We start from the raw sequence: 19,589 nt of genomic DNA, 5'->3' as shown, positions 1-19,589 counted from the left end.
ACCGCCGTGCGACTGCGGTCCCTTCTCAGGGACGCCGGCCTGCACGACGCCAGCGTCCTGCCGGGGCCGACGGGCGACGATCCCGAGATCAGCGGGGTCACGATGGATTCTCGCTCCGCCGGCCCGGGCACCCTCTTTGCCTGCGTGCCCGGTGCGAGCGTCGACGGCCACGACTACGCGGCCACCGCGGTGTCGCTCGGTGCGACGGCACTCGTGGTGGAGCGGCCCCTCGACGTAGCGGCGACGCAGCTCCTCGTGCCGTCCACCCGGCTGGCGCTCGGGCCGCTTTCCGATGCGTTCTTCGGTCACCCGTCCCGGCAGCTGCGGGTGACGGGGGTCACGGGCACCAACGGGAAGACCACCACGGTCGCCTTGCTGGCGGGTATCTTCGAGGCCCACGGATGGGCGACCGGCAGGCTCGGCACGCTCACCCAGGTACGGACGACACCCGAAGCCCCCGAACTGCAGGGCCGGCTGGCGCAGATGCGAGACGCCGGTACCGACGCCGTGGCCATGGAGGTGTCCTCTCACGCCTTGGCCCAGCACCGGACCGACGCCATCCGTTTCGTCGCCGGTGTGCTCACCAACGTGACCCAGGACCACCTCGACTTTCACCACACCATGGAGGCCTACTTCGAGGCCAAGGCCAGCCTGTTCGCGCCCGGGAGGGTAGGTGTCGCAGTCATCAACCGCGACGACCCGTGGGGGCGGCGGCTCCTGGACCGCCTGGCCGGAGGCCCGGTGGAGGCGGTCACTTTCGGCGCGGACGACGCCACCGACGTTCGCATGACCCCGGCCGGGAGCCGCTTTCGCTGGGCTGGTCAAGAGGTGCGTCTGCCCCTCGCCGGCCGGTTCAACATCGCCAACGCCCTCGGGGCTGCGGCCTGTGCCCGGGCGCTCGGGATCCCCCCCGCGACAATCGCCTCCGGGCTCGGCGCGGTGGTAGGCGTCCCCGGCCGCTTTCAAGCCGTCGACGCCGGCCAGGCTTTCAGCGTCATAGTCGACTACGCGCACACCCCCGACGGGCTTGCGGTGGCGCTCGACGCTGCCCGGGAGGTGACCGCCGGCCGGCTGATCGTTGTGTTCGGAGCCGGCGGCGACCGGGACCGCGACAAGCGCCCGCTGATGGGGCAGGTGGTCGCCGAGCGCGCCGACTTGGCCATAGTCACGTCGGACAACCCCCGCCACGAGGACCCACAGTCCATCATCGACCAGGTTCTGGCCGGAGCGGGGGCGACTCGAGGCCGGCTCACCGACGACCGAGACCGGCGGAGCGCCATCAGCTCGGCGATCGCGCTGGCCGAGCCCGGCGACGTCGTGGTCATCGCCGGCAAGGGCCACGAGACTGGCCAGGACTTCGGCGACCGCACCGAACCGTTCGACGACGCGGCGGAGGCCCGCGACGCCCTCGAGCGGGTGCTGCGATCGCGCTCGGGCCGGGGGAGCGGGACGGCTCCCTCGTGACCGACCTCCTCATCGCGGGGGGTGTCGCCCTGCTCGTGGCGATCCTCGGCACGCCGCTGCTGATCAAGCAGCTGCGGGCTCGGGGCATCGGCCAGCAGATCCGCGAGGACGGCCCCCAGCGGCACATCTCCAAGGCGGGGACCCCGACCATGGGCGGGGTGGCGATCATCGGCGCGGCCGTCGCCGGATATCTGGTCGCCCACATCGACGCCACGTTCACCACCCGCGGCATCGTCGGCTTGCTGGCGGTGTGCGGCGCGGCGCTGGTCGGGTTCGCCGACGACTGGATCAAGGTGACCCGGCAGCGCAGCCTCGGCCTCAACAAGCGGGCCAAGGCCGGCGGTCAGCTGGCGGTGGCGGTGGCTTTCGCGGTGGTGTGCGTCACCTGGCTGAAGGTCGACACCCACCTGTCGTTCACCCGCTACAGCTCCCTGGGCATCAACCTCGGGAAGGTCGGCTGGGTCATCCTGGCGGTGCTGCTGTTCGTCGGGTTCACCAACGCGGTCAACCTCACCGACGGCCTGGACGGCTTGGCTGCCGGGTCGTCGAGCTTCACCTTCGTCGCGTTCATGGTGATCGGCTACTACCAGTACCGCCACTTCGCGATCTACGGCAACCCGGCGCCGCTCGATGAGGCCGTGCTCGCCGCGGCCTTGATCGGTGCGTGCGCCGGCTTCCTCTGGTGGAACGCCGCGCCGGCGCGGATATTCATGGGCGACACCGGGTCTCTAGGTATCGGCGCGGCGATCGCCGTTCTGGCCCTGCTGGAGAACGTCGACCTGCTGCTCCCGATCGTCGGCGGCCTGTTCGTCGTCGAGACGCTGTCGGTGATCATCCAGGTCGCCAGCTTCCGGCTGTTCCACCAGCGGCGAGTGTTCAGGATGGCGCCCATCCACCACCACTTCGAGCTGCTCGGGTGGCCGGAGACGACGGTGATCATCCGGTTTTGGATCCTCGCCGGGCTCTTCACTGCCCTGGCTCTCGGCGCGTTCTACGCCGACTTCATCTCCGTCGGAGGGACCGGGTGAGCGCCGCTCGCGGTGCGAACGATGCGGGGCTGAGCGCCGCTCGCGGTGCGAACGATGCGGGGCTGAGCGCCGCTCGCGGTGCGGACGATGCGGGGCTGAGCGCCGCTCGACGCGTGGTGGTCGTCGGGTTCGGGGTTACCGGCCAGTCGGTGGCTGCGCTGCTGCTCGGCGCCGGCGATTCGGTGACCGTCGTCGACGACCGTCCGAGCGACGCGGCGCGGGCGGCGGCCGACGCTCTCGGGCTCAGCATCGTCTCGTCCCCTGCGGAAGACGAGCTGGCGGGAGTGGTGACCGGCGCAGCGATGGTCGTGCCCAGCCCCGGGGTGCCGGCGGGCCACCCGGTGTTCGCTCTGGCGGCCGCAGCCGGCGTGCCGGTGCGCTCGGAGATCGAGCTGGCGTGGGCCCGGCTGCAGGCGCGTCCGGCGCCGCGCCCGATCCTCGTGGCGATCACGGGAACTAATGGCAAGACCACGGTCACCACCCTGGCCACGGCGATCCTCGCCGCGTCGGGGCTGCGGGCGGTCGCCGGCGGCAACATCGGTGTCCCGCTGGTCGACGCGGTGGACGCAGATGTCGATGTGGTGGTGGCCGAGGTGTCGTCGTTTCAGCTGCAACACACCGAGGGATGGCACCCGGCGGTGAGCTGCTGGCTCAACCTGTCCGAGGACCATCTCGACTGGCACCCGGACATGGCTCATTACGCGGCGGCCAAAGCCCGCATCTGGCGGCGGCAGGGGCCGGGGGACACCGCGGTGATCAACGCCGACGACCCGGCGGTGATGGCCGCGGCGGAAGAGATCCCCGCCGGCGTCGAGCGGGTCACCTTCGGCGCCGCCGACGGGGCGATGTGGCGCGACCTCGGTCCTGACAGGGATGGACGGGCGGTGCTTAGGGACCCGGGCGGCCGGGATCTCCTCGACGGCGGTCGGCTCCCACGGGCGTTGCCCCACGACCGGTCCAACGCCCTCGCGGCCGCTGCGGTGGCGACGGCCGCCGGCGCGACGGCCGCTGGGGTGGCGGCCGGGTTGACCGGAGCGGCGCTCCTCCCGCACCGGGTCGAGCTGGTCGCCGAGCGCGACGGCATCCGCTGGTACGACGATTCGAAGGCGACGACGCCGGCGTCCGTGCTGGCCGCCACGGCCGGCATGGAGTCGGTGGTGCTCATCGCTGGGGGACGCAACAAAGGCCTGGATCTCACGCCGCTGCGGGCGACCGTCCCTCCGGTGCACGCGGTGGTGGCGATTGGCGAGGCGGCCGCGGAGGTGGCGGACGCCCTCGCCGGAGTCGCTGACGTCCGGGTCGCCGATGACATGGCCTCGGCGGTGACGACCGCTGCCGCTCTGGCCCACCCGGGGGACGCGGTTGTGCTGTCGCCGGGTTGCGCCAGCTTCGACTGGTACACGTCGTACGCGGCGCGCGGTGACGACTTCGCCGGGCGCGTCCGAGCCCACCTGGGGATGACTGCCGAAGCCGAGGGGCGACCGGCGGGCGCGCCCCCTGCGAGCACCCCGGGTGGCCCGATACCTGAGACTGACTTGACGCTCGCGGCTGACCCGATACCCATGGAGGAACCCCGGTGACGACTTTCGACCTGCCGCCGACACCGGCCGCCGCCCGGACGGCCACTGCCCGTCCCGCTGCACGCCGTGACGGCCGTGACGGCTGGACGGGCGGCGCGGCCCGTACCGGCGGGGGCCGGGCGGGGGCGCCTGGCGCCGCGAACCTGAGGCGGGGTGGGACCGTGGCGGCCCACCGGGTGCCCCGACCCACGTCGGCCTACCCGGTGCTGCTGCTCCTGGTCGGCATCTTGTGCATGGTCGGCCTGGTGATGGTGCTGTCCGCGTCGTCGATCCAGAGCCTGCGCCAGTACGGGTCGCCGTGGCACTTCTTCGAACGTCAGCTGCTGTGGCTTGTCCTCGGGTCCGGTGCGTTCGCTCTGGCGTGGAGGACCGGGGCGGCGCGATGGCGACGCCTGGCGCCGGTCGCCATGATCGGTGCGGTCGGCCTTCTCATGGCCGTACTGGTCCCCGGCGTCGGGGTCAAGGTCGCGGGCGCTTCGCGATGGGTAGGCACCTCCTCAGTGCAGATCCAGCCATCCGAGATGGCCAAGCTGGGGTTGATCTTCTTCGCGGCCGACGTCATGGACCGGCGGGCTGACCGGGGTGACTGGAAGTACCAGATGATGCCCGTGGTCGTCGTCCTCGGAAGCCTCATCGGCCTGGTGATGCTGCAGCCGGACATGGGCACCACCATGGTCCTCACCTGTATCGCCCTGGCCATGGTGTTCACCGCCGGGATGCCGGGGAAACCCCTTGCCGGCATCCTCGGTAGCGGCGCCGCGATGTTCGGTGTGATGGCCATCGCTGCTCCCTACCGGGTCCGGAGGCTGACGTCGTTCCTGCACCCCTTGAAGGACATGAGCAACACCGGGTGGCAGGCCGCCCAGGGTCTCGCCGCGCTCGGCAACGGACGTTGGCTCGGAAGCGGCCTCGGGTCGAGCATCGCCAGCTGGGGCTACCTCCCCAACGCCCAGACCGACTTCATCTTCGCGGTCATCGGCGAGGAGCTCGGCGTCGTCGGGTCGGTGGCAATCGTGGCCCTCTTCGCGGCCCTGGCCCTCGTCGGCACCCGCATCGCCTGCCGGTGCCAGGACCGGTACTCCGCCCTGATCGTCGCCGGTGTCACCGCCTGGCTGGTGTCGCAGGCGGTCATCAACATCGGAGCGGTCGTAGGCCTGCTGCCGGTGACCGGCGTGCCGCTGCCGTTCGTGTCCTTCGGCGGTTCGTCCATGGTGATCGCCCTCTTCGGGGTCGGCGTGGTGGCCCACGCCGCTCGCCAGCCGTGAAGGCGCAGGTCCTGGCGTGAGTGCCCCGAGCCGGAGCACATGGGCGATGATCGCAGGTGGTGGCACCGGCGGCCATGTGCTGCCCGCCATAGCGATCGGGCAGGCGCTCGTCGCTCGAGGCCACCCCGCCGAATCCATCCACTACGTCGGGTCCTCGCGGGGAATGGAGCGGCGGATGGTGCCGGCGGCGGGGTTCTCGCTGACCCTGCTTCCCGGGCGGGGAGTGGCCCGGCGGCTCACGCCGGCCAACATTGGAGCCATCGCCGGGCTACTCGCCGCGGTGGTGATGGCCGTCGTCCTCGTCGGCCGGCGTCGCCCAGCGGTGGTGGTGACCGTCGGCGGCTACGCCAGCGTGGCGTGCGTGGTGGCGGCGGCGGTGTGGCGGGTGCCCCTCGTCGTCGCCGAGCAGAACGCGGTGCCCGGACTGGCCAACCGTATGGCCGCGCGGGTGGCGCGCGCCGCGGCGGTGTCGTTCCCCGGCACCGCGCTGCCCAGAGCAGAGGTGACCGGCAACCCCGTGCGGCGAGAGATGCTCGCGGTGGACCGCAGCCCGGCCGGGCGGGCCCAGGCCCGGGCCGAGCTGGGAGTGGACCCAGACGCGGTGATGGTGGCCGTCGCCGGAGGCTCGCTCGGCGCCCGGCGGATCAACGACGCAGTGGTCGCGCTGGCCGCTGACTGGGCAGGGCGGTCGGGCTGGGCGGTGCGACATGTGGTCGGGGAGCGGGACTGGGAGCAGATGCAGGCCGAGGCCCCCGAGCCGGTCCCCGGCGGCCTCCGCTACGAACAGGTCCGCTTCGAGGACCGCATGGAGGTGGTCTACGCCGCCACTGACATCGCCGTCCACCGGGCCGGTGCGTCCACCGTGGCCGAGCTGACCGTGGCGGGCGTCCCCGCCGTGCTGGTCCCCCTGCCCGGAGCCCCCGGCGACCACCAGACGGCCAACGCCCGCCGCCTGGCCGACGCGGGGGCCGCAGTGGTGGTGCCCGACGCCGAACTGGACGCCGGGCGCCTCGAAGCCGAGCTGGACCGGCTGGCGGCCGACCGCAGCGCGCTGGCGGCGATGGCCGCCGCGGCCTCCACGCTCGGGCGTCCGGGGGCCGCCGATGCGGTGGCACAACTCGCGGAGCGTCACGCCCGTGGCTAACCAGCCGTCGCCGCCCCCGCCCGGGGCCGGCCTGGGTGGGCCGCCGGCCCTCGACCAGCCGCGGCGGATCCACGTGGTCGGTGCCGGCGGCGCAGGGATGAGCGGCATCGCGACGGTGCTCGCCAGCATGGGCCACACCGTCACGGGCAGCGACCTTCGCGACTCGCCGGTCCTCGAACGCCTGGCCGGCGCCGGGATCAGAACGGTCGCAGGTCACGACCCGGCGCTGGTCACCGGCGCCGACATGGTGACTGCGTCGACGGCGGTCCCTGCCGACGACCCCGAGGTGGCCGAGGCCCGCCGCCTCGGCATCCCGGTCCTGTCGCGCGCCGCCATCCTGGCGGCCATCTGCCGCCAGCGCAGGGTCATCGCGGTGGCCGGCACCCACGGCAAGACCACCACCTCGTCAATGCTGGCGGTGCTGCTGGACCACGCCGGCGAGGACCCGTCCTACGTCATCGGCGGGGACATCGCCGGCCTCGGCCCCGGCGCCCGCTGGGGGAGCGGCCAGTGGATGGTCGTCGAGGCCGACGAGAGCGACGGCACCTTCCTCCAACTCGGGGCGGAGGTGGCAGTGGTGACCAGCATCGAACCCGATCACTTGGAGCACTTCGGCTCCCTCGACGCGCTGCGCCTCGCGTTCGAGGGTTTCCTGGCCGCGACTCCCGGCGCCAAGATCGTCAGCGCCGACGACCCGGCGGCGGCCGCGGTAGGTCGCGCCGCCGGCGGCCCGCCGGCCGGGGTCGTCACGTTCGGGACCGATCCGGGAGCGGGATGGCACATCGCAGACACCCGCCCGGGACGAGGCTCGTTCCGGTTCCAGGCCACGCACGAGGCGACAGCCGTCGAGGTTGACCTTCAGGTCCCGGGCCTCCACAACGCCCGCAACGCCGCCGCTGCGCTGGCCGCGGCGGTAGCCGTCGGCGTCGCCCCCGCGGCCGCCGCGGCCGGCCTCGGTGCGTTCCGGGGCGTCGGCCGTCGCTTCGAGCGCCGAGGCGAACGCGGCGGGGTCACCTACATCGACGACTACGGCCACCTGCCGGGCGAGGTGCGCGCCGCTCTCGGCGCTGCCCGCGACGGCGACTGGTCCCGGGTGGTGGCGGTGTTCCAGCCCCACCGGTACTCGCGCACCGAGGCTCTGTGGGCGTCGTTCGCCGACGCTTTCGGGGACGCCGACGTGGTGGTGATCACCGACATCTATCCGAGCGGTGAGGCCCCCCGGCCCGGGGTCAGCGGGGAGCTGGTGGCCGACGCGGTCAGGGGCGCCCACGCCGGCCCCGTCCACTACGTGCCCCGGCTCGAGGACCTGCCAGCATCCCTCGAGGCCATCCTCCTGCCAGGGGACTTGTGCTTGACCCTCGGAGCCGGCGACTTGACCCTCGCAGTCGACCGGCTGGTGGCAGGGGAGCGGCCGAGGTGACCGACTCCCGCGGCCTTGGGTCGGGCTCTCCCCCCGGGCCAGAGCCGACCCCCGACCCGCGCCGCATCGAGGAAGCCAGCGAGATCCTCGGCCCCCTCGCCCAGATCGGCGCCCCCCTCGGTACCCGCACCACCTACCGGGTGGGGGGTCCCGCGGCGGTCCTGGTGGTCGCCTCCAGCCTGGAAGACCTAGGCGCGGTCGCCCGGGCACACCGGGCGACTGGGCTCGAGGTGCTCGCAGTCGGGCGGGGTTCCAACCTCCTCGTCGCCGACCGCGGGTATCCCGGCATCGCAGTCATCCTGGATCCGGCCGAGACGGCCTTCGGCGCCGTCCACTTCGAGGGGTCGCAGGTTCGCTGCGGCGCGGCAGTACCCCTCCCGACGCTGGCCAGGCGCAGCGTCGACGCCGGGCTCACCGGCTTCGAGTGGGCCGTAGGTGTCCCCGGCTCGGCGGGTGGAGCGGCCCGGATGAACGCCGGCGGCCACGGTTCCGACATGGCCCGCAGCGTCGCAGCGGTCACAGTCGCCGACATGGCCTGCGCCCCCGACCGCGACGGGCGAGCGGTGCTCCAACGAATCGAGCTCGCCGAGCTGGGCTATGGCTACCGGCGGTCGTCCCTGCGGGCCACCCAGATCGTGGTCGAGATCGAACTGGCTCTCAGCAAGGGCGACGCCGCGGCAGGAGGCGAGACCATCCGCGCCATCGTCCGGTGGCGGCGCGAGCATCAGCCGGGCGGCCAGAACGCCGGGTCGGTGTTCACCAACCCGCCCGGCCCGGGACCAGCCCGGTCAGCGGGATGGCTGGTGGAGGCGGCGGGCCTCAAAGGCGCCCGCCACGGAAGCGCGGAGGTGTCCGCCAAGCACGCCAACTTCATCCAGGCGGACCCAGGCGGATCTGCCGACGACGTCAACGCCCTGATCGAGGAGGTCCGGCGCTCGGTGGCTTCAGCCTTCGGCGTAACGCTCACCACAGAGATCCGGCGGATCGGGTTCGAGGCCTCTTCCACCGCCGACCCGGTCACACCCGCAGATCTCGAGTCTCAACGTCTACAGGAGGGTTAGTGTTTTCATCCGTCATCGACCAAGATGCGCCGACCCGGCCGCACATACCGATCGACCCTCGGATCCGCCAGCGGCTGGTCGAGGTCCGCAGACAAGAAGGCCGTCGCCGGCTGCACATCCTTGTCGGCGTGAGCGTCGCAGTCGGCGTGGTCGCCGCCGCTCTCGGCGTCGTCCACACCCCGCTTTTGAAGGTCCGCCACGTCCGCGTCGCCGGGGCCGGCGCCGCAGTCCCCGCAGGCGTCGTCCTTCACGCCGCAGGGCTCGATCATCAGGCCCTGATGGTCGACGTGAGCACCTCCTCCGACACCCGGCGCCTGGAGAGCCTGCCGCTGGTGGCCATCGCGACGGTTACTCGCCAGTGGCCGGGAACGGTGCGCATCAACCTCACCACCAGAGACGGCGTGGCCGTGACCGGCGTCGGCCTGGGCCGGGCCGTGGTCGACCGCACCGGTCGGGTCCTCGCCGTCGGGCCGGCCGTGGGAGCCGGCCTGCCCGCCATAAACGCCCAGGTCGGGACCGTCGCAGCGGGACAATGGCTGCCCGGAAGCCCCGGTCCGGGGCCGGCTGCGCTGGCCGCCACCGCGCCCGGGGCCCCGGCGCCGGCCGTGGTCGACCCGTCCCACCCCCTCGCCGGGGAGCTGTCCCTCGCAGCGGCCCTCGGTCCGGCCGTGCGCAGCGACGTGCAGGCCATCTCGGTAACGGCCGCGGACGGCCTGGTCGCCACCGTGGGGACTACCGCGGTGGTGTTCGGTGACGCCTCGCAACTGGCCGCGAAGATCCGCGGCCTGGCGGCGGTGGTGGCCCACGGTCCGCTGGTCGGCGTGACCCGCATCGACCTGCGGGTGCCCGATCGCCCGGCGCTGTCGGGGCCCGCCCCGTCGGCGGCCGCGACCGGCGGGTCAGGGGGCTGAGCCACAGCGGGCCGCGGCCGCCCGCTCTTGACCAAAGGGGTAGATGCGACTACGGTCCTCGACCAAAGCACGAGGTTGACCTCGGTCTTGATATGTGCTTTAGATCGAGAGTTAAGGCTTAGATCTACCTGCGCAACGGGTTTCGGGCGGTGCGGCTCGTTTGAGCGTCCGATCCGAAACCTGCGTGGAGCTGACCCGGGCGCCCCGGCTGCTTGTGTTGCATCCACGGTGTGCGGCTCTCCACGTGCCACGCTTGTCCGTATCCACAGGTACGGGGAACCCCCCGAACCACGATTTAGACCAACGACCAGTGCCCCAGGTCCGGCAAGACGCCGGCCTGTTGCCGTGCCCGGGAGGACTTCATGGCCGGTGCAGCCCAGAACTACATCGCCGTCATCAAGGTGGTCGGCATCGGCGGAGGGGGCGTCAACGCCGTCAACCGGATGATCGACGCCGGCCTCAAAGGTGTCGAATTCATCGCCGTCAACACCGACGCCCAGGCGCTGCTGATGAGCGACGCTGATGTCAAGCTCGACATCGGCCGTCAGCTCACCCGCGGCCTCGGCGCCGGCTCGGACCCCGACGTCGGCCGCGAGGCCGCAGAAGAGCACCGCGAAGAGATCGAGGAGGTCCTCAAGGGGGCTGACATGGTCTTCATCACCGCGGGCAAGGGCGGTGGCACCGGCACCGGCGGCGCACCGGTCGTGGCCGAGATCGCCAAGGGCCTCGGCGCGCTCACCATCGGCGTGGTGACCCGGCCGTTCGCCTTCGAGGGGCGGCGCCGCTCCGTTCAGGCCGAGGCCGGGATCCAGACCTTGAAGGAGAAGGTCGACACGCTGATCGTCATTCCCAACGACCGGCTGCTCACCGTCTCCAACGACAAGACCTCCATGGTGAACGCGTTCAAGATGGCCGACGAGGTCCTCCTACAAGGCGTACAGGGGATCACCGACTTGATCACCACGCCCGGCCTGATCAACACCGACTTCGCCGACGTGAAGATGATCATGGCCAACGCCGGGACAGCCATCATGGGCATCGGGACCGCGTCCGGTGAGGGTCGGGCGCTCACCGCTGCCAAGCTGGCCATCACCTCGCCGCTGCTCGAGGCGTCCATCGACGGGGCTCGAGGCATCCTGCTCAACATCGCCGGCGGCAGCGACCTCGGACTGTTCGAGGTGAACGAGGCGGCCGAGATCATCCATGGTGTGGCCCACCCCGACGCCAACATCATCTTCGGTCAGGTGATCGACGACTCCATGGGCGACGAGGTTCGAGTCACCGTGATCGCCGCCGGCTTCGACGGCTGGGCCCAGGGCAATCCCGAGCCGACCGGACGCGAGCGCAGCGGGAACGGCGGCCTGGGGCTGGTCGAGACCGAGCGCGGCCTGGAGGACGAGGGCGAGCTGGGGCTCGGGGACGACGACTTCGACGTCCCCGATTTCCTCAAGTAGCGAGTGGTTTCCGTGCCGGCGCAGGGGGCGCCGCCCGCCGTCTCGGGCCGGGTCCGGTCGATGGTCGGCGACGCCAGGGTCGTGTGCACCGGCCGGGTCGATGGTGACTTCGCCGACGTCGACGTCGCCGCCGTGGCGGCCCGCCAGCAGCGGGTCGTCGCTCGGCGGTGGAGCCGCCCGCGGCAGGTGCACGGCAACACCGTCATCGAGGTTCGCCACCCGGGGGACGGTTGCGGGGTCGACGCCGACGCGTTGGTGACGCGCCAGGACGACGTGGCGCTGGCCGTGCTGACCGCCGACTGCGCCCCGGTAGCGTTCTCCAGCCCGGAGGGGGTCATCGGGGTGGCCCACGCCGGGTGGCGAGGGCTGGTGGCTGGGGTTCTCGATGCCACCGTCGCGACGATGCGCGACATGGGCGCGACCGCCGTGCACGCTGTCGTCGGGCCGTGCATCCACGCCGAGTGCTACGAGTTCGGCCCGGCCGACCTTGACGCGGCGGTCGCCGCCGGAGGGGAGGCGCTGCGCGGTCTCGACCGACGCGGCCGCCCGGCGCTGGACCTGCCCGGCGGCGTTAGCGCCGCTTTGCACCGAGCCGGCGCGGTGGTCGAGGAGATCAGTCCGACGTGTACCGCCTGTTCGGCGGAGCACTGGTCCTGGCGGGCGGCGCAGGATCTGGCCCGCCAGGCCACCGTCGTGTGGCGAGCCGGCGCCGACGGGGCGCGAGGGTGATGGCGGGAGCGGCGCAGGCCCCGGTGGCGAGCGACGACGACCGGTTCGCGGCGCGCCTGGCTGGGGTGCGCGACCGCATCGCGGCCGCAGGCGGTGACCCCGAGGAAGTCACGGTGGTGGCCGTGACCAAGGGTTTCGGCGACGATGCCGTCGCTCAGGCCGTGCACGCCGGTCTGCACGATCTCGGCGAGAACTACGCCCAGGAGCTGCGCGGCAAGTCTGAGCACGCGCCCGAAGGCGTTCGCTGGCACTTCCTCGGCTCGCCGCAGCGCAACAAGCTGGCGTCGCTGGCGCCGCTCGTCGCGCTGTGGCACGGCATCGACCGCCGCCAGGTCCTCGACGCCTTGGCTGCCCGTCGGCCCGGCGCGGCGATCCTCATCGAGGTCAACGTCGGCGGGGAGGAAGCCAAGCATGGCTGTCAGCCGGCGGAGGCCCCGGAACTGGTGGCACGCGGGCGTGACGCGGGGCTCGACGTGCGGGGGCTCATGACCTTGGCGCCCGCCGACCGCTCGGTGGCGCGACGATGCTTCTCGTCATTGGCAACAATGGCAGGCCAGCTGGGCCTGACCGAGTTGTCGATGGGGATGAGCGACGATTTCGATCTGGCCGTGGCCGAGGGGGCGACAATGGTCCGTCTCGGCCGGGTTTTGTTCGGTCCCCGGCGGGGACCGGCGGCTTTGCGACGATAGGCTCGGGACCACTTGGAGGCTGCAGATGGCATCAGGAATCATGCACAGGGCGATGGTGTACCTGGGGCTCACAGACGACTACGAGGACTACGGCGGCTATGACGAGGGACCTCCCGTCGGGCTGCAGCAGCCCCGCCGGCCCATGCCCGAACCCCAAGAGGCGCCGGTGTCGGTCGTGCGGCCGATGGCGCGTGACACCGGGGCCGATCCGAGCAACGGCGTGACGGTCACGCCGCGGCCGCAAGTCGTGCGGTCGATTACGCCGGTGCAAAGCGCCAAGGTTCACGTGGTGGCGCCGGTGCGCTTCGCCGACGCTCAGGAGGTCGGGGACCGGTTCAAAAACAGCCAGCCGGTCATCGTCAACCTGCAAAACGCCGAGCCGCAGCTGTCGCGTCGGATGATCGACTTTTGCTCGGGTGTCACCTACGCCCTCGCGGGGAGCATGGACAAGGTCGCCGATCAGGTGTTCTTGCTCACGCCGTCAAATGTCGAGGTCTCCGCCGAGGAGAAGCGTCGCCTCGAAGAGCGCGGCTTGTACCGGTCCTAGGACGTGCTCCTCGCCACCAGTCAAGTCGGCCGGGTTCTCGTCGACCTCGGCAACCTTTATGTTTTCGTCCTGCTCGCCCGGGCCGTGCTCAGCTGGTTCCCGTACTCGGGGGACTCGCCGCTCAACGGCGTCCGCCGGGTGGTGTTCACTCTCACCGAGCCGGTACTGGCCCCGTTCCGGCGCCTGATCCCGCCGATCGGGATGTTCGACATTTCGTTCCTGGTCGCCATCATCGTCGTCGAGGTGATAGTCAGCCAGGTGTTCGCCCGCTTCTGACACAGGGCGCAACAGACGCGGCAGGCACCGAGCGCGAGATGAGCGTTGGCCTCGCCGTCGGTCCCGGCGCGGCGGGTGCTGGGTCCGGAGCAGTCCCGCAGGCGGGTCCGCCCTCGGGGGCACAGACCCCAACTAGCATCACCGGCATGGACGTGTCGCCGAAGACCCTGCGCGAGGTCGAGTTCCGGGAGAAGATGCGGGGGTACCACCCCGAGGATGTCGACCAGTTCCTCGAGCAGGTGGCGGCCGGTCTCGAGGTCCTCCAAGACCGGTTGCGCCAAGCCGTGGAGCGAGCCCAGCGAGCGGAGGCGGCCGCCGCGGCTGCGGCCGACTCATCCGGGGCAGGAATCGCCAACGACGAGACGCTGCGGCGCACCTTGGTGCTGGCGCAGCGCACCGCTGACATGGCTGTGCAGGAGGCCCGAGAGCAGGCGTCGAGGATCCTCGCCGGGGCAGAGCAGCAGGCGCAGAGCCTGCTGGCCGACACAGAGGAGCGGGCTCGGCGCACCCACGACGAGGCGCTCAGCTCCATCCGCGCCGAGCTGGCGACCCTCGAGTCGTCCCGGCAGCGGGCCCAGGCGGAGATCGACGCGATGCACCGCTGGATCGATGACCATCGGGTACATCTGACCGCCAGCCTCAAAGACGCCCTGTCCGCGGTGGAGCGAGCCGGCGCCGTCTCCCCGCCGCCTACGAGCACGCCCCTCGAGGTGCCCCGTCCGGCCGCCGGGCCGCCCGCCGCTTCCCAGCCCCAGGCGGCGTCCCAGCCCCAGGCGGCGCAGGGCCAGGCGGCGCAGGGCCAGGCGCCGCGCCCGCAGCCGGGACCGACTCAGCCGTCCGCGTCGCCTTCATCGGCCGGCGACCAGCCCGGGCCCGACACGGCCATGTGGACCCCCGCTCCGGGCGACTTCTCGGAGCCGACCGGCGAGGTGGCGGCGGTTCCCGCTCGCAAGGCGGTCATCGACGTCGAGGGACCCAGGCGCGCTGACGATCGCCTCGACCACGATGAGCAGGCCCTCGACGACTTCTTCGAGGACGGCGAGTACGCCGACGACCGCCGCTTCGGCGGCCGCCTCCGCCGCCGGCGCTGACCTGCCGCGGCGACCGGTCGTTCCGCTGACCCGCCGCGGCGACCGGTTCCCTGACGCGACCGGGCCTGCCCCCACCGGCCCCGCCACGGCTCGGCAGCCCTCCAGTCTCATCCGGGCAGCTCTCGAAGCGTTCCCGACAAACCGTGACAAGCAGGAGAGCTGCCGCTGCTCGGTGGGCACTTCTGCCGTGGCGGCATCGCCCACTAGGGTGCTGTCGATCCATCGTGGATGCCGGGGAAGGATGATGGTGTGTTGCTGATAGTGACTGTCGGCCTCGTCGTGGCCGGGATCGTTCTGCTCGTGGTCGGCTTCGCGGACAATTCGCTGGGCTACATCTACGCGGCGATCATCTGTGCCGCGGTGGCCGGCTTGGCCCTGATCTTGTTCAGCCGGTTGAGTCATCGCCGGGCGCTGCGCCTGGCCGGCGCGACACGGGGGCCGGTTGGCGAGCCGGGGTTCGCTGCCGCGGGCGCCGAGAGGTCCCGCGGCGGGCCGCCCGATCCCACCGCCTCCTACCCGACTGCGCCCGTCTCGAGCCGGGGCGGGCCTCTGCCCGGCGTGGCCGCGGGGGTGGACACCCCCGAGGACCGGGTCGAGTGGACACCACAGCCCGCGATGGCGACCGCCGCCGCCGCCGCCGCCGGCGATGACGAGGGCCCAGACGAGCTCGAGGGTTGGGACGAAGGTAACTGGGACGACGAGCCGATCTTCCCGATCGAGGACTACGACGAGTTGCGGGTGTCGGAGATCCTTCCGCTCATCGGCGAGCTGGAGCCCGACGAGCTGCTCGAGGTCCGAGCCCGCGAGGCGTCCACCCGCGCCCGGGGGACAGTGCTGCGCCGCATCGACGCAGCGCTCAGCGAGCTGGGCGTTGAACCGCCTCGCGAGCCCGCGCCTTCCGGCGCGTCCGCCCCGGCCCGCCCCGATGGTGGCGAGCCGATCCCTGGATACGCCTCGATGCGCGCCACCGAGATCCTGCCGTTGCTTGGCGGCCTCAACGCTGAGCAGCTGGACGCGGTCGCGGCCGCGGAGCGCGCCGGCGCCAACCGGACGACGGTGCTGAGCCGCATCTCCCGCCTGCAAGCAGCAGCCCCCGCGCCCCCGGCGGCGGTCCCCCCCGACGCCGCCCCATCGCGCCGAGCCGCGGCGGCGGCCAAGGCGCGAGCCACCGTCGAAGGCCCGCCGACGGGGTCGGGCCCGGCTAGGCCCGCGGCCCCGCCGGCGAAGGCCGCCGCGAAGAGCGCCGGCACCAAGAAGGCGGCCCCGGCCAAGGCCGCGCCGGCCAGAAAAGCCCCGGCCAAGGCGGCGCCTCCCGCCGCCGACGGAGCTGCTCAGGCAGCGAAGGCGCCGGCAGGCAAGAGGGCGGCCGCCAAGAAGGCACCGGCAGCCAAGAAGGTGCCGACCGCGAAGAAAGCCCCGGCGGCAAGGACCACCCCGACGGAGAGGACCACCCCGACGGACAGGACCACCCCGACGGACAGGGACGCCGCCGACCCCGGCTCGCCGGCGCCCTCCTCGAGCGACGCCGGCGCGCCCGACATCGAACCGGGCCTGCTTGGCGCGCCGTTGGCTCCTCCGGATCCGGGGATGCCGGCGGTCGCCCCCTCCGGCTCCGGGACCGCCGGGTCAGACTCGGGTGATGCTGATCCAGACGGGGGTTCCGTCGGGTAGCGCCACCGCGACCCAGCCCGAGCCAGCCGGCGCTACGCCGCTGGCGTCGGCGAGCAGATCGACCGAGACCGCTAGGACCTGCTCGCCGAGATAGGCCTGATGGGCGGAGAGGGCCGCGACGACCGGCTCGGGTCCGGCGACAGCCAGGGCGATGCGGTCGCTGACCTGGAGACCGGCGTCGCGCCGGGCCACCTGGACCTGGCGGACCACGTCTCGGGCCACGCCCTCCGCCTCGAGGGCTTCGTCGGTCTCGGTGTCGACGACGACCACGATCGACCCATCGAGAACCCGGGTGGTGGCCTCGTCGAGGGGGACGAGGCGCATCTCGAACTCGGAGGGATCCAACTCGGTCCCACCGACGCGTGCCCGCCCGTCGCCGAGGAGGTTCCAGTCGCCGGCCTTCGCTGCGGCCGCGACTTTCGGGGTGGCGGCGCCGAGCCGAGGCGCCGCCACCTTGAACGCGACGGTCAGGTTGGCCGACGCGTAACGCTCGACAGTGTCAGACAGCACGACGTCTTTCACGTTCACCTCGTCCGCGATCAGGTCCTTGAACGCAGCCAGCGCGCCGACGCCGGGCCCGGCCACGGTCACCGCGGCGAGCGGCAGGCGGGCCCGGAGGTGCTGCGCCTTGCGCACCGAGTGGGCCGCCGAGCAGATGTCGCGCACCGTGTCCATGGACGCGACCAGGTCGGGGTCGGCGGGAAGCGACGCGGCGTCAGGCCAGTCGGTCAGATGAACCGAGGACGGGAAGCGGTCCGGGTGGCCAGCGACGACCCCGGCGGGAGTGCCCGCACGCAGCCCCGACCACACCTCCTCGGTGACCATCGGCAGCAGCGGGGCCGCGCAGCGGCACAGGACCTCTAGGACGGTGGCGAGCGTGTCGAACGCCGCCGCGGTGTCGTCGCCAGGACCGGCCCCGACGGCGGCGCCCGCCCCAGACGCCGTGCCCCAGAACCGGTCGCGGCTGCGGCGGATGTACCAGTTGGTCAGGGCGTCGAGGAAGCCGCTGACCGCCGCGCAGGCGCCCGAGAGGTCGTAGAGGTCCATCGCGGTCTCTACCTCGCTCACCAGCGTGGCCAGCTTGGCCAGGATGTAGCGATCCAAGACGTTGCCGGACGCAGCGGAGCGATCGAGGGTCGGGTTCGCCTGACGGCCGTCCGCGTTGGCGTACAGGGAGAAGAACGACCAGGCGTTCCACAGTGGCAGCAGCGCAGCCCGGATGGCGTCGCCGACGGCCTTGTCGCCGAAGATGGCGTCACCGCCGCGCAGCACCGGCGACGACAGGAGCGCCCAGCGGACCGCGTCGGCGCCCTGGGTGGCGAACGCCTCCTCCGGGCTGGTGTAGTTCCGAAGGCGCTTGGAGGCCTTCTGGCCGTCGTTGCCGAGGATCACCCCGTGCACCAGGCACGTCGAGAACGCAGGCCGGTCGAACAGCGCCGTCGCCAGCACGTGCAGGGTGTAGAACCAGCCGCGGGTCTGGCCGATGTACTCGACGATGAAATCGCCCGGGAAGTGGTGATCGAACCAGTCGGCGTTCTCGAAGGGATAGTGGACCTGGGCGAAGGGCATCGACCCCGACTCGAACCAGCAGTCGAGGACATCGGTCACCCGCCGCATGGTCGAGCGGCCGGTCGGGTCGTCGGGGTTGGGTCGAGTGAGCTGGTCGATGTACGGCCGGTGGAGGTCCGGGGGGCGTTCCCCGAAGTCGGCCTCCAGCTCGTCGAGGCTCCCGTAGACGTCGACGCGGGGGTAGCGCGGGTCGTCGCTCTTCCACACCGGGATCGGGGACCCCCAGAACCGGTTGCGGGAGATCGACCAGTCCCGGGCCCCCTCCAGCCACTTGCCGAACGCGCCGTCCTTCACGTGCCCAGGCACCCAGGTGATGTCGGCGTTGTTGGCCAGCATCCGCTCCTTGATGTCGGTCACCTTGACGAACCACGAGCTGACGGCGCGGTAGACCAGCGGCGTGTCGGTCCGCCAGCAGTGCGGGTAGCTGTGAACGTACGAGTCCGAGCGGACGAGGCTCCCATCGGCCCGCAGCGCCCGGATGACGGGTTGGTTGGCTTCGAAGACCTGCAGCCCCTCGAAGTCGGGAACCTCCGAGGTGAAGCGGGTGCGGTCGTCGACCGGGCAGATCACGTCGATGCCGGCCGCGGCGCACGCCAACTGGTCGTCCTCGCCGAAACCAGGAGCCATCTGCACCACGCCGGTGCCGTCCTCGACGGTCACGAAGTCGGCGCCGAGGACCACAAAGGCATTGGGTGTCGAAGAGAAGTAGGGGAAAAGGGGCCGGTAGCGGCGGCCGACCAGCGCGGAGCCGGGCAGCGTGGCGATCGGCTCGGCACCCTGCAGCTGGGCCTCGTAACCACCGGCCAGGGCGGTGGCGACCACGACCCGCCGACCCTCGTGCTCGTAGACCCCGTACTCGACGTCGGGGTTGACCGCCACCGCCAAGTTGGACGGCAACGTCCAAGGCGTGGTGGTCCACGCCCACAAGTCGGCGTCGCCCCGGACCGCCTCGGGGGCGCCAGCGTCGGGCAGCAGCGTGAAGGCCACCGTCACGGCCGGGTCCTGGCGGTCGCGATACGAGTTGTCCTGGCGGGTCTCGAAGTTCGACAGCGGCGTCTCGCACTCCCAGCAGTAGGGGAGCACCCGGAACCCTTCGTAGAGCAGGCCCTTGTCCCACAGGGTCTTTATGGCCCACATGACGCTCTCCATGTAGGTGAGGTCCATGGTCTTGTAGTCGTTGTCGAAGTCGACCCACCGGGCCTGGCGGGTGACGTAGCGCTCCCACTCCTTGGTGTAGCGGAGCACCGAGGACTTGCAGTACTCGTTGAACTTGTCGATGCCGAACTCGGTGATCGGCCCTCGCCCGGACACACCGAGCTCCTTCTCCGCTTCGGTCTCTGCCGGGAGGCCGTGGGTGTCCCAGCCGAAGCGCCGCTCGACGCGATGCCCCTTCATGGTCTGATAGCGCGGGACGGCGTCTTTTACGTAGCCGGTCAGGAGATGCCCGTAGTGGGGGAGCCCGTTGGCGAAAGGGGGCCCGTCGTAGAACACGTACTCGTTGGCGCCGTCGAGCCCGGCGGGCCGCTGCTCGACGGACGCCTTGAAGGTCCCCTCCTTGGCCCAGCGGGCCAGGATCCGCTCCTCGATGTCGGGGAAGCGCGGTGACGCGGCAACATCGGGGTAGCGGCCCGGAGGACCGGAGTGGGGGGCGTCAGACATCCCACCAGAGTACGGGGAATGCCCCCACCCC

The 19,589-nt window shown here is 71.9% G+C and carries 16 protein-coding genes; 15 read left to right on the top strand and 1 reads right to left on the bottom strand.

Annotation, left to right across the window (positions count from 1 at the left end):
- Positions 1-6: 6 nt before the first annotated feature.
- The 15 genes from K6U06_RS04885 to K6U06_RS04815 all read left to right on the top strand — a co-directional run bounded on the left by K6U06_RS04885 (position 7) and on the right by K6U06_RS04815 (position 16,330).
- Positions 7-1,464 (top strand): UDP-N-acetylmuramoyl-L-alanyl-D-glutamate--2,6-diaminopimelate ligase, encoded by a 1,458-nt coding sequence (locus tag K6U06_RS04885; RefSeq protein WP_262320782.1) that lies wholly within the window; start codon positions 7-9, stop codon positions 1,462-1,464.
- Positions 1,461-2,492, top strand: coding sequence for a phospho-N-acetylmuramoyl-pentapeptide-transferase (gene mraY / locus K6U06_RS04880; protein ID WP_262320781.1), 1,032 nt, complete (start codon positions 1,461-1,463; stop codon positions 2,490-2,492). Before K6U06_RS04885 ends, mraY begins: the two co-directional genes overlap by 4 nt.
- Positions 2,493-2,605: 113 nt before the next feature.
- Complete coding sequence (gene murD, locus K6U06_RS04875) at positions 2,606-4,072, top strand: UDP-N-acetylmuramoyl-L-alanine--D-glutamate ligase (RefSeq protein WP_262320780.1); 1,467 nt, start codon at positions 2,606-2,608, stop codon at positions 4,070-4,072.
- The gene (gene ftsW / locus K6U06_RS04870; RefSeq protein ID WP_262320779.1) at positions 4,069-5,337 is read left to right on the top strand and encodes a putative lipid II flippase FtsW; all 1,269 of its coding nucleotides are present in this window, start codon (positions 4,069-4,071) and stop codon (positions 5,335-5,337) included. Before murD ends, ftsW begins: the two co-directional genes overlap by 4 nt.
- Before the next feature lie 46 nt (positions 5,338-5,383).
- Complete coding sequence (murG, locus tag K6U06_RS04865; RefSeq protein WP_262320778.1) at positions 5,384-6,481, top strand: undecaprenyldiphospho-muramoylpentapeptide beta-N-acetylglucosaminyltransferase; 1,098 nt, start codon at positions 5,384-5,386, stop codon at positions 6,479-6,481.
- Positions 6,474-7,901 (top strand): UDP-N-acetylmuramate--L-alanine ligase, encoded by a 1,428-nt coding sequence (gene murC, locus K6U06_RS04860; protein WP_262320777.1) that lies wholly within the window; start codon positions 6,474-6,476, stop codon positions 7,899-7,901. The genes murG and murC overlap by 8 nt, the downstream gene beginning before the upstream one ends.
- The gene (gene murB, locus K6U06_RS04855; protein ID WP_262320776.1) at positions 7,898-8,962 is read left to right on the top strand and encodes a UDP-N-acetylmuramate dehydrogenase; all 1,065 of its coding nucleotides are present in this window, start codon (positions 7,898-7,900) and stop codon (positions 8,960-8,962) included. The genes murC and murB overlap by 4 nt, the downstream gene beginning before the upstream one ends.
- Positions 8,963-9,090: 128 nt before the next feature.
- Positions 9,091-9,873, top strand: coding sequence for a cell division protein FtsQ/DivIB (locus K6U06_RS04850; protein ID WP_262320775.1), 783 nt, complete (start codon positions 9,091-9,093; stop codon positions 9,871-9,873).
- Positions 9,874-10,235: 362 nt separating this feature from the next.
- Complete coding sequence (ftsZ, locus tag K6U06_RS04845) at positions 10,236-11,327, top strand: cell division protein FtsZ (protein WP_262320774.1); 1,092 nt, start codon at positions 10,236-10,238, stop codon at positions 11,325-11,327.
- 3 nt (positions 11,328-11,330) lie between these two features.
- Positions 11,331-12,056 carry a polyphenol oxidase family protein gene (locus K6U06_RS04840; protein WP_262320773.1) on the top strand — a complete coding sequence of 242 codons (726 nt, stop codon included), beginning with the start codon at positions 11,331-11,333 and terminating at the stop codon, positions 12,054-12,056.
- 23 nt (positions 12,057-12,079) lie between these two features.
- Complete coding sequence (locus K6U06_RS04835; RefSeq protein ID WP_262320772.1) at positions 12,080-12,745, top strand: YggS family pyridoxal phosphate-dependent enzyme; 666 nt, start codon at positions 12,080-12,082, stop codon at positions 12,743-12,745.
- A 25-nt stretch (positions 12,746-12,770) separates the two neighbouring features.
- Complete coding sequence (locus tag K6U06_RS04830; RefSeq protein WP_262320771.1) at positions 12,771-13,292, top strand: cell division protein SepF; 522 nt, start codon at positions 12,771-12,773, stop codon at positions 13,290-13,292.
- 3 nt (positions 13,293-13,295) lie between these two features.
- Positions 13,296-13,568, top strand: a complete 273-nt coding sequence (locus tag K6U06_RS04825; RefSeq protein WP_262320770.1) for a YggT family protein — start codon at positions 13,296-13,298, stop codon at positions 13,566-13,568.
- A gap of 146 nt (positions 13,569-13,714) precedes the next feature.
- Positions 13,715-14,659, top strand: a complete 945-nt coding sequence (locus K6U06_RS04820) for a DivIVA domain-containing protein (protein ID WP_262320769.1) — start codon at positions 13,715-13,717, stop codon at positions 14,657-14,659.
- Positions 14,660-14,908: 249 nt separating this feature from the next.
- The gene (locus tag K6U06_RS04815; RefSeq protein WP_262320768.1) at positions 14,909-16,330 is read left to right on the top strand and encodes a YndM family protein; all 1,422 of its coding nucleotides are present in this window, start codon (positions 14,909-14,911) and stop codon (positions 16,328-16,330) included.
- On the opposite strand, the gene ileS is transcribed toward K6U06_RS04815, so the two are convergent.
- Entirely contained in the window at positions 16,286-19,558 is a 3,273-nt protein-coding gene (ileS, locus tag K6U06_RS04810; RefSeq protein ID WP_262320767.1) for an isoleucine--tRNA ligase, read from the bottom strand. The genes K6U06_RS04815 and ileS overlap by 45 nt on opposite strands.
- Between the last annotated feature and the right edge of the window lie 31 nt (positions 19,559-19,589).

It is taken from the genome of Acidiferrimicrobium sp. IK, from assembly GCF_025499425.1.
Classification (GTDB): Bacteria; Actinomycetota; Acidimicrobiia; order Acidimicrobiales; family Palsa-688; genus Acidiferrimicrobium.
Note: the sequence above shows the minus strand (reverse complement) of the source record. Positions and strands in the feature narration are given on the sequence as shown.